This is a genomic window from Streptomyces sp. B8-7 (genome assembly GCF_058833805.1).
On record NZ_JBYRRL010000006.1, the window covers coordinates 314,568 to 327,975 of the forward strand.

The 13,408-nt window shown below is 74.7% G+C and carries 7 protein-coding genes; 6 read left to right on the forward strand and 1 reads right to left on the reverse strand.

Annotated elements, in window-relative coordinates:
- The first annotated feature begins 26 nt into the window (after positions 1 to 26).
- The 3 genes from afsR (at position 27) to AC5K6T_RS29695 (ending at position 4,927) form a co-directional block, all read left to right on the forward strand.
- Positions 27 to 2,975, forward strand: coding sequence for an SARP-family global regulator AfsR (gene afsR, locus AC5K6T_RS29685; RefSeq protein WP_493213945.1), 2,949 nt, complete (start codon positions 27 to 29; stop codon positions 2,973 to 2,975).
- Between the two features lie 370 nt (positions 2,976 to 3,345).
- Positions 3,346 to 3,585, forward strand: coding sequence for a sigma-like protein (locus AC5K6T_RS29690; protein ID WP_493213947.1), 240 nt, complete (start codon positions 3,346 to 3,348; stop codon positions 3,583 to 3,585).
- Positions 3,586 to 3,976: 391 nt separating this feature from the next.
- Positions 3,977 to 4,927, forward strand: coding sequence for an endonuclease domain-containing protein (locus AC5K6T_RS29695; RefSeq protein WP_493213948.1), 951 nt, complete (start codon positions 3,977 to 3,979; stop codon positions 4,925 to 4,927).
- A gap of 3,893 nt (positions 4,928 to 8,820) precedes the next feature.
- Here the strand turns inward: AC5K6T_RS29695 and AC5K6T_RS29700 are convergent.
- The gene (locus tag AC5K6T_RS29700) at positions 8,821 to 10,602 is read right to left on the reverse strand and encodes an AMP-binding protein (protein ID WP_493214298.1); all 1,782 of its coding nucleotides are present in this window, start codon (positions 10,600 to 10,602) and stop codon (positions 8,821 to 8,823) included.
- 222 nt (positions 10,603 to 10,824) lie between these two features.
- Here AC5K6T_RS29700 and AC5K6T_RS29705 point away from each other — a divergent pair, with 222 nt between their 5' ends.
- The 3 genes from AC5K6T_RS29705 to AC5K6T_RS29715 all read left to right on the forward strand — a co-directional run bounded on the left by AC5K6T_RS29705 (position 10,825) and on the right by AC5K6T_RS29715 (position 13,355).
- Complete coding sequence (locus tag AC5K6T_RS29705) at positions 10,825 to 11,973, forward strand: lipid-transfer protein (RefSeq protein WP_493213949.1); 1,149 nt, start codon at positions 10,825 to 10,827, stop codon at positions 11,971 to 11,973.
- 189 nt (positions 11,974 to 12,162) lie between these two features.
- On the forward strand, positions 12,163 to 12,570 hold the full coding sequence (locus AC5K6T_RS29710; protein WP_493213951.1) for a Zn-ribbon domain-containing OB-fold protein: 408 nt from the start codon (positions 12,163 to 12,165) through the stop codon (positions 12,568 to 12,570).
- Positions 12,555 to 13,355, forward strand: coding sequence for an enoyl-CoA hydratase/isomerase family protein (locus AC5K6T_RS29715; RefSeq protein WP_493213953.1), 801 nt, complete (start codon positions 12,555 to 12,557; stop codon positions 13,353 to 13,355). Before AC5K6T_RS29710 ends, AC5K6T_RS29715 begins: the two co-directional genes overlap by 16 nt.
- The last annotated feature ends 53 nt before the right edge of the window (positions 13,356 to 13,408 follow it).

Below are 13,408 nucleotides of genomic sequence, written 5' to 3' on the forward strand. Positions count from 1 at the left end.
GTTCGGGATGCCTTGGGGGGACGGCGATGGACGGGGTACCGCGAGTACCGGAGCAGCGCAGCACGGGCCCGCACGAGCCCGTGCCGCTGCGCTTCGGCGTGCTCGGACCGGTGCGCGCCTGGAGCGGCCCGCAGCCGCTGACGACCGGCTCCCCGCAGCAGCGCGCCCTCCTCGCCGCCCTGCTGCTGCGCGAGGGCCGCACCGCCACCGCCGCCGAACTCATCGACGCCCTGTGGGGCGAGGAACCGCCCTCGCAGGCCCTGGCCGCCGTGCGCACCTACGCGTCACGGCTGCGCAAGGTCCTCGGGGCCGGCGTCGTGATCAGCGACTCCGGCGGCTACGCCGTCCGCGGCCTCGCCGAGGGCTCCCTGGACCTCGCGGTGGCGCAGGACCTCGCGGCCGAGGCCGAACGGGCCCGCCACGCCGGCGACCTGTGCCGGGCCCGGGAGACACTGGGACGGGCGCTGGGCCTGTGGGACGGCGAGCCCCTGGCCGGCGTACCCGGACCGTACGCCGAGGCACAGCGCGTCCGCCTGGACGAGTGGCGCCTCCAACTCCTCGAATCCCGCCTGGACATGGACCTGGAGCAGGGCTGCCACGCCGAGGCCGTCTCCGAACTCACCGCCCTCACCGCGGCCCACCCCCTGCGCGAACGCCTCCGCGAACTCCTCATGCTGGCCCTCTACCGCGGCGGCCGCCAGGCGGAGGCCCTCGCCGTCTACGCCGACACCCGCCGCCTCCTCGCCGACGAACTCGGCGTCGACCCCGGCCCCGGCCTGCGCGAGCTCCAGGACCGCATCCTGCAGGCCGATCCCGGCCTGGCCGAACCGTCCGCCCCGGCAGCCGAACCGTCCACGGTCCCCCTCCGCCCCGCACAACTGCCCGCCACCGTATCCGACTTCACCGGCCGGGCATCCTTCGTGCACCAGCTGACCGAAGTGCTGGCGTCGGCCGAAGGCCGCGTCATGGCCGTCTCGGCACTGGCGGGCATCGGCGGCGTGGGCAAGACGACCCTGGCAGTGCACGTGGCCCACCAGGCACGGTCGGCGTTCCCCGACGGCCAGCTGTACGTGGACCTCCAGGGCACCGGGCCGAGGGCGGCGGACCCGGAGACCGTCCTCGGCGCCTTCCTGCGCGCCCTGGGCACCGCGGACTCGGCGATGCCCGACTCCCTGGCGGAGCGGGCGGCGCTGTACCGCTCGGTCCTGGACGGCCGGCGCGTGCTGGTACTGCTGGACAACGCCCGCGACGCCGCCCAGGTCCGGCCGCTGCTGCCCGGCACCGACGGGTGCGCCGCACTCGTGACCTCCCGGGTGCGGATGGTGGACCTCGCCGGAGCGCACCTCGTCGACCTCGACGTGATGTCCCCCGACGAGGCACTCGCCCTGTTCACCAGGATCGTCGGCGAGGAACGCGTCAGCACCGAACGGCAGGCCGCGCTGGACGTGGTCGGAGCCTGCGGCTTCCTCCCCCTCGCCATCCGCATCGCCGCCTGCCGGCTCGCCGCCCGGCGCACCTGGACCGTCTCCGCACTCGCGGCGAAACTCGCCGACGAACGCCGCCGCCTCGACGAACTCCAGGCCGGCGACCTCGCCGTGAAGGCGACCTTCGAACTGGGCTACGGCGCACTCGAACCCGCCCAGGCCCGCGCCTTCCGCCTGCTCGGGCTCGCGGACGGGCCCGACATCTCGCTGCCCGCCGCCGCCGCCGTGCTCGGCCTCGGCCCCGACGACGCCGAGGACCTGCTGGAGTCGCTGGTCGACACGTCCCTGCTGGAATCCGCGGCCCCGGGCCGGTACCGGTTCCACGATCTCGTACGGCTCTACGCCAGGGCCTGCGCGGAGCGGGACGAATCGCCGCCCGGCGAACGCGACGCCGCGCTCTCCCGGCTGCTCGACTTCTACCTGACCACCGCCGCGCGCGTGTACGCCATCGAACGGCCCGGCGACCGCACCGTCGCCCACCTCGAACCGGGCCGCCAGGACCACGGCCGCCACTTCACCGACGCGCCCACCGCACTGGACTGGCTCCACGCCGAGGCCGAGCCCCTCCTGGCCTGCGTCCAGCAGTCCCTCGGCCCCGGCACCCTGCGGCGGGCCGTGGACCTCCTCCTCGCCGCGATCGACCTCGCCGAGTCCGGAGCCGGCTCCCGGCGCTACGAACTCACCGCCCTCGCGGCCCGCGACGCCGCCGCCGTCCTCGGCGACCTGCGCGCCGAGGTGCGTGCCCGCATCACCCTGGCCCAGGTCCTCAGCCAGGCAGGGCGGTTCGACGAGGCCGAGCGCGAGGCCGAGCAGGCCGACCTGCTCAACGGGCAGGCCGGCGACCCCTGGACCAGCAGCACCGCACCCAACCAGCTCGGCATCATCGCCAACTGCACGGCCCGGTTCGCCGAGGCCGAGGTCTACCTCCTCAGAGCCGTCGAAGCCTTCAGAGCCGACAGCAACCAGCCCGGCGAGGCCAGCGCCGTGTGCAACCTCTCCCGCGTCCTGGCCTCCATGGGCCGGACCGAGGAGGCCGTGGAACTCTCCAAGCGCGGCATCGACATCTACGACGAACTCGGCCTCTCCGTACGCCTCGCCAACGCCCGCTACGCCTCCGGAATCGTCCTCACCCAGGCCGGACGCCTCCCGGAAGCCCTGGACCAGCTCCAGCAGGCCGTTCAGATCTTCTCCGAGAGCCGGCAGCGCCTCTGGGAGGGCACCACGCACTTCCGCATCGCGCAGGCACATCTCGCGGCCCGGCGCCCCGCCCAGGCCGCCCAGCACGCCGAACAGGCCCTCGCCACCGGATGCATCGGCGGCGAGTGGATGCGCGGAAACGCCCTCACGCTCCTCGGCAAGTCCCTGCGCTCCCTGGGCCAGTCGGGGCGGGCCCACGCCTGCTGGACCGACGCGCTCGCCATCTTCGACCAGCTGTCCTCGCCCGAGGCGACGGAGGTGCGCGGGCTGCTCTCACCCAGCGCGGCGGCCTGACCCGGGGGCACCCCGGACACGGGCGCGGAGTCGGACAAGGCAGGGCGGGGGCGGGTCGGGGTCGGGGTCGGGGTCGGGGTCGGGGTCGGAACAAGACAGGGGCGGGACGGGGGCGGGGCGAGGCGGGGTGAGGGCACGGACAGGCGCGTTCATCGAACGTTTATGGCCACCTGCGACTCTCCCTGCATCGATCCGTCGCGTCGGGGGGCACACGGGTCGACCGGGCTCGCGGCTAGTGTGAGAGCCCTTGAACGTCTGTTCGGCGACCCTCGGGGGAGTCGCCGAACAGACGCTCCCCTTTCAGCACGTATTTCAGCAGTTCCTTCAGCAATTCCTTCAGCACATCCCGAACTTCCTGGGAGTACCAGTCATGAGCGATTCCACGCAGGCCGCGAACGCCGAGAACACCACGAGCGCCGCCGGCACCGAGAACGCCGAGGCCTTCGTCGTTCAGGACCAGCACTCGCCCGTGCCGCCGAAGGGCGAGGACACGGAGTTCACCACGCTCGACCAGCACTCGCCCGCACCGCCGGCCCTCGGCGCCGACGCCCTCACCACCATGGACCAGCACTCCCCGGCCCCGCCCGCCCTGGGCCGGGACAGCCTCTGACCTCCCGCACCGCCGGAGCAGGTCCGACCGCGGCGGCGCGGAGGGGAGCCGCCGCGGTCGAGGCATCCCCAGGGGGCAGACGCCCGACCTCCCCATACGGGACCCGATCCAGGCTGACCGGTCCGAGCCGCACCGGCCCCGAACCGGGCCCGCCCCCGAACGGGACACGCACCGGACCCGAACCCGAACGAGGCACAAACCCGGACTCGCACCGGACCCGAACCGCACGCGAACCCGAACCCGAACCCGAATTCAAACCCGACGCGAACCGGACGCGAACCGGACGCGGGCCCGAACAGAACCCTGACTCACCCCCAGCTCGACCCCGAGCCACCCCTGGTCGTCCCCAGGCACGCGTCCCCTGTCGGTGCCGTCGCCGACAGTGGAGGGCATGAAGCGCGAGGAGTTGAGAGCACTCGCGGAGGGTGGGGTACTGCTCGTCCCGCGAGCGGTGGCAGCGGGATGGCCCGGACGGACCCTCACCCGCCGCCTCAAGGCCGACGGATGGACCAGGATCAGGGCCGGCGCCTGGGCCGAGCCCGGCAGAGGCATCGGACTGGACGAACGACTCAGAGCGGTCCAGCTCCAGCACCCGCACCTCGTGGTGAGCCACGACTCGGCGGCCCGCCTGTGGCGCATCGAGACGCTGGGCAAGGCGGCGCCCCCGCCTCCCGTGGAGTTCACCGACGGGGAACTGAACTCCTGCAGCCGGCTCACAGGCCTGCGCGTGCACCGCGTCCCCCTGCCACCCGACGAGGTCACCGCACACGCCGGCCTGCGCGTCACCGAGGTCCCGCGCACTCTCGCCGACCTGCTGCACCACGGCCCCCGGGACAGCGCCGTCGTCGCCGTCGACTCAGCGCTCACCTACCGCCGGGTCAACGGTATCCGCCGCCCGCCCCTCACCACCCCGGCCGCCATCGCCCTCGCCATGGAAGCACCCCGCCGCGGAGCCCGCCGGGCCCGGGAGTGGCTCCGCCTCGTGGACCGCGGCTCCGGCTCACCCGCGGAGACCATGGCCCGCCTGCGCATGCACGACGCCGGCCTCCGCCCCGAGACCCAGGCCGAGGTCCACCCGCCCGGCGGCGGACGCCGCTACGTCGACTTCCTCTTCCGTGCCGCCCGACTCGCCGTCGAGATCGAGGGCTACGCCTTCCACGGCACCCGAGACGCCCACCGCCGCGACGTGTCCCGCTTCAACGAACTGATCCGCTGTACGGAGATCCGCCGCATCCTCCGCTACACGGCCGAGGACGTGTTCCACCGACCCGCCCGGATGATCACCGAGATCCACGAGGTGCTGGCCGACACGGAGAGGAGTCCACGAGAAGGAGCGCTTTGAACGCCGTTCCGTTCCCCGGAAGGAGGCGCGCCCCCTGGCCGCCGACACCGCCCCGGCAGTGCCGGCCCGAACCCGCCCCGAGCAGAGGCTGCGTGCCGAGGATGGCCACGGCATAGCGAGGGAAGCCCGGCAGCGCCTCGCCCCGCTCCGAGTTCGGGGGGGCAGCCGTCGTCCGGTGACAGGGTGCGCGCGGGCAGGTGCGGGCCAGTGCTGCCCGGAGGTCTCGGCGGCTGCCGTGTTGGTGGGCGTCGTGGGCGAAAGGCATCGGGGCAGCGGGTCGGTGGAGGTCGAGTCCGTGAGGGACGGGTCCGTGAGGGACGGGTCGGTGGGTTGCTCTCGGGGGTTGGAGTGGGGAGAGGTGAGGTGTGGGGGGCGTGCCGGAAGGGGGCGTGCCGGAAGGGGGCGTGCCGGAAGGGGGCGTGCCGGAAGGGGATCGGGGGTGTTGGTGTGGGGGTTGGCCGGTTGGCGGGGGTGGGGCCGCCCGCTTCTTTCGCAGTGTCGTGCTTGCGCGGGGCGCGTCAAGGGCGCTGCGCCTTCGGCTCCGCGTCGCCTGCGGCGATGGCCCTGCGGGCCACCCTTGACCCGCCCCGCTCCAGCACGGGTGGGAGCGTGCCGGGACCGCCGGGGAGAGCGGGGGGCCGGGAGCGTCGCTCGCAGCGGCGTTGCGCAGGTTCCACCCGGCCGGACGGCGCGTCCGCGCCTCGCCAGCACGCCGGCGGGCCGCAGCGGCTTCCCGCCGGTGGGGAGCGCGGGGTGGGCACCGGGACGGGCGTCGCATGGCCGGTCCTCGTCGGGCGGGACGCGCATCCGCGCCTCGCGAGCACGCCGGGACGGCCTGGCGGCTCCCGGCCGCGCGGGGTTCGGGGGTGGGCACCGGGGGGACGGACGTCGCATGGGCAGAGCCCGGGCGGGTGGGGGCGCATCTGCGTCTCGCCTGCACGCCGGGCAGGTTCGGCTAAGCTTCCCGCCGGTGGGCGGCTTTGGGGACGCCGGGGATGGGCGCCGAAAGGGCCGGTCCCCGTCGGGCGGGACGCGCATCCGCGCCTCGCCAGCACGCCGGGACGGCCTGGCGGCCACCCGCCGGTGGGGGTTTCCGGGGCAGGGACCGGGACGGGCGCGCTGAAAGGCCGGTCCCTGTCGGGCGGGGCGCGCATCGGCGTCTCGCCTGCACGCCGGGCAGGTTCGGCGGCTTCCCGCCGGTGGGCGGCTTCTGGGGACGCTGGATGGGGGCGCCGAAAAGGGCCGGTCCCCGTCGGGCGGGGACGCGGACTCCCGGCGCCTCGCCAGCACGCCGGCAGGCCTGGCGGCCACCCGCCGGCGGGGGTTTCCGGCAGGCGCCGGGGATGGGTGCTGAAAGGCGGGGTCCCTGTCGGGCGGGGTGCATCGGCGTCTGCCTGCACGCCGGGTGAGTTCGGCGGCTTCCGGCCGGTGGCGGGTGAGGGGGTGGGGGTGGTCTGTGGGAGGGGTGGTGTTGGTGGGGTTCGGGTGGGGTGGTTGAGGGGTGTCGGGGTGGTGATTGGAGGACTTCGGGTCACGTGCGGGGCAGGAAGGGGAGGGTGAGCGAGGGTGCGGGTGCCGAGTCCCCCTTTCGGCGTGCTGGAGTGTTGTGGGTGTGACTCACGGGGCCGGTGGGGGTGTCTGGTGCGTCGCCCGGGCGGGACTGACTGGCACGGACTGACCGGTGTGGCCGGTGTGGCCGGTGTGGCCGGTGTGGCCGGTGTGGCCGGTGTGGCCGGTGTGGTGTGGCTGGTGTGGCGGCGGCGCGGGCGTGTGCGGCTGTGTACTCGGCTGCCCGGCGGCAGCCGTCCTGACCCCGGCCTGTGCTCCCCCGCCTCACCTCACCTCCCCCACCTCCCCCAGCTCCCCCCCGCTCCTCCCTTTCCCTCCTCCCGTCTGTGCTGCCCCGCTGCCTCACCCGCCCCCTCACCCTTCCCCCACTCACGACCGCCGGTCACCGGCCGCCATCGGCCGGTGACCCCGGGGGGGGCCGCCCCGGGCACGCCCCCACAACCCGCCGGGGCGCACCGCCCGCCCACCGGACATCAGACACCGGACACCGGACACCGGACGTCTCTGCACCGGTCCTACCGGCCCACCGGTCCCACCGGCCCACCGGCACGCCCCCACACCCCCACCGGGCGCACCCCGCCACCGGCCGGAAGCCACCACACCCACCCCCACGAGAACCCGCCCCGCCAGACCCCTCCCCGCACCCACCCCGCCCCTCACCGACGGCCGCCGCCCCCCGGCGTGCAGGCCGGGCAGCGCCGATACACCCCACCCCGCAGGGACCTGCCATGCAACGCCCACCCCCAGCACACACACCGCCCCCCACCGGCCGGAAGCCGCCAAGCCGACCCGGCGTGCAGGCGAGACGCCGATGCGCCCCACCCGCCCGGGCCCTGCCATGCAACGCCCATCCCCGGCGCCCGCCCCCAAACCTCCACCAGCCGGAAGCCGCCAAGCCGCCCGGCGTGCTGGCGAGGCGCGGATGCGCGTCCCGCCGACGAGGACCGGCCCTTTCGGCACCCCACCCCGCAGGGACCTGCCATGCAACGCCCACCCCCAGCACACACACCGCCCCCCACCGGCCGAAAGCCGCCAAGCCGACCCGGGCGCAGCGGCAGGCTGAGACGCCGACGCGCCGCCGCCGTAGCCCCGCCATGGAACGCCCATCCCCGGCGCCGCAGTCCCGGCCGCCGGAAGCCGCCAAGCCGCCCGGCGTGCTGGCGAGGCGCGGATGCGCGTCCCGCCGACGAGGACCGGCCCTTTCGGCACCCCACCCCGCAGGGACCTGCCATGCAACGCCCACCCCCAGCACACACACCGCCCCCCACCGGCCGGAAGCCGCCAAGCCGACCCGGCGTGCAGGCGAGGCGCGGATGCGCGCCCCACCCGACGGGGACCGGCCATGCAACGCCCATCCCCGGTGCCCAGCCCCAAACCCCCACCGGCCGGAAGCCGCCAAGCCGACCCGGCGTGCTGGCGAGGCGCGGATGCGCGTCCCGCCCGACGAGGACCGGCCATGCGACGCCCATCCCCGGTGCCCACCCCCGCACTCCCCACCGGCGGGAAGCCGCTGAGCCCGCCCGGCGTGCTGGCGAGGCGCGGACGCGGTGGCCGTCCGGCCCGGCCGATGCTGCGCAACGCCGCTGGGGCGGAGACGCTGCCCGGCCCCCGCTCTCCCCGGGCCGTCCGCACGCTTCCCACCCGTGCTGGAGCGGGGCGGGTCAAGGGTGGCCCGCAGGGCCATCGCCGCAGGCGACGCGAAGCCGAAGGCGCAGCGCCTACCCGCCCCGCGCGAGCGCGACGGCTGAAAGAAGCGGGCGGCCCCACCCCCACCCACCGGCCAACCCCCACACCAACACCCCCGATCCCCTCCCGACACACCCCCTCCCGACACACCCCCCACACCTCACCTCTCCCCACCCCAACCCCCGAGCGCAGCCCAGGGACTGGACCCGCCCGACTCCGACCCCGATACCTCACGCCCACCCCCACCCCCACCCCCTCCCCTCCCCACCCCTCCCCACAAGCCCCCCGAGCCCTCCCGGCGCACGGACCCGCACCAGCCGTGCGCACACCGGCACCGGCCGACGGGCGTCACACCTCACCCTGCGGGCAGGGCCGGTGTGCGTGGGGGTACGCCTCGGCGGGGCTGCCTTTCGGTGCTCATGCTCGGCGTTGCTCTCGAACCCGCCGCCTGTGGGCGGCCGCGGAACCCACTCGTGTTCCTGTGAGGTGTCGATGCGGCCGCCGAGCCCGGGCCCCACCGCACAGCGCAGCGTCGCGTCGGTGGGAGCCCCGCCCGGCCCGGCAGTCTCCCGGGTCGGCGGCCCGCTTCTCACCCGCGTGAGCGCGAGGTCGGTGAGAGAGCGGGCGGCCCTCTCGGCTCACCCCGGGCGTAGGCCGGTCTTGACGAGCTTGCCGCTGGCGTTGCGGGGGAGGCGGTCGACGAACCTCACGTGCCGCGGCACCTTGAAGTTGGCCATCTCGCGGCGGGACCAGGCGATGAGGTCCGCTGCGGTCAGCGAGGAACCGGCCCGGCGCACCACGTAGGCCATGCCGACCTCGCCCAGCCGCGCGTCGGGGACGCCGATCACGGCCACGTCGGTGACGTCCGGGTGGAGGGTCAGGCGGCGTTCGATCTCGGCGGGGTAGGCGTTGAAGCCGCCGACGACGTACATGTCCTTCAGCCGGTCCGTGATGCGGAGGTTCCCGGCGTCGTCGAGGACGCCGATGTCGCCGGTGCGCAGCCAGCCGTCCTTGTCGAGGGCGTCCGCTGTGGCGGCGGCGTCCTGGTAGTAGCCGCGCATCACATTGAAGCCTCTGACCAGGATCTCGCCCGGCGCCCCGGCCGGGACATCGGCGCCGGCTCCGTCGACGGTCCTCACCTCGACCCCCGGTATCGCCCGCCCGGACGTTGCGGCGACGACCTCGGGCGGGTCACCCCGGCGGCACATGGTGACGACGCCGCTCGCCTCGGACAGGCCGTACGCGGTGAGGACCGTCTCCACGGCGAGGTCGCTGCGCAGGCGTTCGACGAGGCGGAGGGGGACGACCGCAGCGCCCGTCACCACCAGGCGCAGGGCGGTGAGGTCGTGGTCCCGGCGGGCCGGATGGTCCAGCAGGGACTGGAAGAGGGTCGGGGGGCCGGGGAGGACCGTGATCTGCTCGGCTGCGATGTTGGCCAGGGCGGTCTCCACGTCGAACACCGGCTGCGGGATCATCGTGGCCCCCCTGGTCAGGCAGGCGAGGACGCCCGCCTTGTAGCCGAACGTGTGGAAGAAGGGGTTGACGATCAGATAGCGGTCGCCGTGCCGCAGGCCCGCGAGCCCGGCCCAGGTGTCGTACGCCCGCACGCTCTGCGCGTGGCTGACCACCACGCCCTTGGGGCGTCCGGTCGTGCCCGAGGTGAAGACGATGTCCGACCACGAGTCGCCGTCGAGCGCCGCCGACCGGTCTCGGACCGCCCTTCCCTCCACCCCCTCCCCCGCGGCCAGGAAGTCCCGCCACGTCGTGAAGCCCGGGGGGACGTCTCCGGTCCCGGTCCCGGTCCCGGTCTCGGACCCGGACCCGGACTGCGCCTCAGACCCGGACCCGGACTTCGCCTCGGCCTCGGACTCGGCCTCGGACTGTTCCCCGGCCCCGGCAGCGGCGCTGGCCCCGGGGCCAGTGCCGGTGCCGGACAGCACGACCGCCGTCTGCAGTTCCGGGAGGCCGGGCAGTGGACGAGCCGCCGTACGGCCGCCGACTCCGGCGTCATCTGCTCGCCGTGCCGCCCCCTTCCCCTCTCCCCCGGCCCCCTCACCCCTCCCCGTCCCCGCCGCGCGGCGCAGGGACGCCACGTACGACGTGCCGAGGAAGGTGCCCGTCACGAAGAGGAGGCGGGTGCCGCTGCGGCGGAGCACGTCGGCCGCCTCCGCGCCCTTGAATCGGGTGTTCAGCGGGACCAGGACCGCGCCCGCGGAGACCGCGCCCAGGGCGGCGACGATCCAGTCGAGGGAGTTGGGCGCCCATACGGCGACGCGGTCGCCCGGTCGGACGTCCGAGGCGATACAGGCCGCGGCGGCGCGCTCCACCCGGCGGGCGAGTTCGGCATAGGTGACCCGTACGCGGCCGCCGGAGTCGATCACGGCTTCCGTGCCGGGGAACCGCTCGGCCGCGGACCGCACCAGATCGGGGATCGTCTGCCATTCTGCGCCGAACCGCCCGCTCTCCGCGGCACCGGACTCCGCGACCCCTGCAGCAGCGTCCTGCGTCTCCGCGGACCCGCCTCTCGTGTCACTGCCTCGCACGATCCGGCTCCCCTCACGATTGACCGACCCCTTCGACTGACAGGACGTCAGATTATCGCTAATCTGACGGATAGTCAGCTCACCCTGTCGGGAGGGGTCATGGCCGGGATCAAGGACGCCGCCGCCATCGTCGGGATCGGGCAGACCGCCTTCGCCCGGCACCTGCCCGAGGACGAGAAGACCCTCGCCTGCCGGGCCGTGCTCGCCGCGCTCGACGACGCCGGGATGGCGCCCGGCGAGGTGGACGCGGTCGCCTCGTACACCATGGAGGAGACCGACGAGGTGGAGCTGGCGAAGGCCGTCGGCTTCGGGGACCTGACCTTCTTCAGCCGCGTGCCGTACGGCGGGGGCGGGTCCTGCGCGACCGTCGCGCATCTGGCCGCCGCCATTGCCACCGGTCAGGCCACCGTGGGGGTGGCCTGGCGGTCGCGGAAGCGGGGCAGCGGGCCACGCCCCTGGACCGACACCGCCCGCCAGTTGCCCACCCCCGCCCAGTGGACGCGCCCCTTCGGACTGCTGCGGCCCGCCGACGAGATCGCGATGCTGGCCCGGCGCTACATGCACGAGTACGGCGTCACCCGCGAGCACCTCTTCAACGTCGCCCTCGCCTGCCGGAACCGGGCCAACCAGAACCCGGCCGCCGTGATGTACGACCGGCCCCTCACCCGCGAGATGTACATGACGGCGCGGTGGATCAGCGAACCCCTGTGCCTGTTCGACAACTGCCTGGAGACCGACGGGGCCTTGGCGTGTGTGGTCACCGGACGGGACCGTGCCCGCGACGGCCGGCGCACCCCGGTGCTGGTGCACGCCGCCGCACAGGCGCTGCCCGCCCAGCACCACGGCATGGTCAACTACTGGAACGACGACCCCCTCACCGGTCCCGCCTGGACCGCCGCCCGACAGCTGTGGAAACAGGCCGACTTCGGGCCGGAGGACGTGCATGTGGCCCAGATCTACGACGCGTTCACGCCGCTCGTGCCGCTGTCCCTGGAGGGCTACGGCTTCTGCCGGCGAGGGGAGGGCGGCGCGTTCACCGAGCAGGGCGCGCTGGAGACCGGCGGCCGGCTGCCGCTCAACACCGGCGGGGGCGGGCTCAGTGAGGCCTATGTGCACGGCTTCAACCTGATCACCGAGGGTGTGAAACAACTGCGCGGCGCCGGCACCGCGCAGGTCCCGGGCGCCGCCACCTGCCTCGTCACGGCCGGCGAGGGCGTGCCCACCTCCGCACTGCTCCTCCGGACGTAGCCGCTCCTCGGGCCGGGCGGAGAGGCGGAGGCAGAGGAGAGAGACGGAGACGAAGACGGAGACGAAGACGAAGACAGAGACGGAGACGGAGACGGAGACGAAGACGGAGGCAGAGGAGGGAGGCGGAGGCCGGAAGCGGCGGCTGCGAGCAGCGGCCGGGAGAGACGTGCGAGCCGAGGGAGCCCCGACATGCTCAGTCCCGTGACCGACGCCGACGGCGCACCGTTCTGGGAGTACGCGGCCCGCGGCGAACTGCGGGTTCAGACCTGCGCCGACTGCGGTGAACCACGGTTCCCGCCCCGTCCGTGCTGCCCCCGCTGCCAGTCCTTCGGGAGCCGGTGGAAGGCGGTGTCGGGGCGCGGGAGGGTGTGGTCGTACGTCGTGGCGCACCCGCCGCTGCTGCCCGCGTACGCGGCGCGGGCACCGTACAACGTCGTGGTCGTGGAGTTGGAGGAGGCGCCGCGGATCCGCATGGTGGGGAATCTCGTGCCCCGGCCCGGCGCTCCGCTCGGTTCGCTCGACGGCGGACGTATCCGGATCGGCGCCCGGGTGCGGGTCGTGTTCGCGGACGGGCTGCCGCAGTGGGTGCCGGCGTGAGCGCGCCGCCGGTGCGGCTGGACACCGGCGGCGACGACGGGGTCGCCGTCGTCACGCTGGACCGGCCCGAGCGGCTCAATGCGCTGGACCTGACCGCCGTCGATGAACTGGCCCGTATCTGGCGGGCGTTGCGGTACGACGACTCGGTGCGGTCCGTGGTGCTCACCGGGGCGGGGGTGCGGGCGTTCTGCACGGGCATCGACCGGGACGTCGTCGTACCGCAGCCGGGGTCTCCGTACATGCAGGACGACCCGCTGCTGCGGGCCGGGCCGAAGGCCAACGACCTGTGGAAGCCGGTGGTCGCCGCGGTGGAGGGGATGGCGTGCGGCGGGGCGTTCTATCTGCTCGGGGAGTGCGAGTTCGTGGTCGCGGGGGCGGGGGCCTCCTTCTTCGACCCGCACACGTCGTACGGGATGGTCAGCGCCTACGAGGCGGTGCTCATGGCGCAGCGCCTGCCGTACGGGGAGGTCGCGAGGATGGTGCTGATGGGGGTGCGGGAGCGGATCGGGGCGGAGCGGGCGTACGGTCTGGGGCTGGTGTCCGAGGTGGTCGCCGAGGGCGGGGCGCGGGAGGCGGCGGTGGCCTGTGCGCGGGTGATCGCCGAGTGCCCCGCGTCTGCCGTGCAGGGGTCGGTGCGGGCGCTGTGGGCGGCCCGGGAGGGGGCGCTGCTGCGGGGGTTCGCACAGGCGCCGCATCTGATCGCGCTGGGGAATCTGTCCGCCGGGCGGCAGGCCGAGCTGTTCCGGGAGCGGAAGCCGGCACCCGGCGGGCACCGTACGCGCTGAGCGTGCGGCGCGGGTCGCCGCGGCCCGTGCCGCCCGCCGTCATACGGTCGCGG

Excerpts from the sequence above, each read along its gene's own strand:
- AC5K6T_RS29695 (WP_493213948.1), top strand. The coding sequence starts at position 3,977 with ATGAAGCGCGAGGAGTTGAGAGCACTCGCGGAGGGTGGGGTACTGCTC.
- AC5K6T_RS29690 (WP_493213947.1), top strand. The coding sequence starts at position 3,346 with ATGAGCGATTCCACGCAGGCCGCGAACGCCGAGAACACCACGAGCGCC.
- AC5K6T_RS29705 (WP_493213949.1), top strand. The coding sequence starts at position 10,825 with ATGGCCGGGATCAAGGACGCCGCCGCCATCGTCGGGATCGGGCAGACC.
- afsR (WP_493213945.1), top strand. The coding sequence starts at position 27 with ATGGACGGGGTACCGCGAGTACCGGAGCAGCGCAGCACGGGCCCGCAC.
- AC5K6T_RS29710 (WP_493213951.1), top strand. The coding sequence starts at position 12,163 with ATGCTCAGTCCCGTGACCGACGCCGACGGCGCACCGTTCTGGGAGTAC.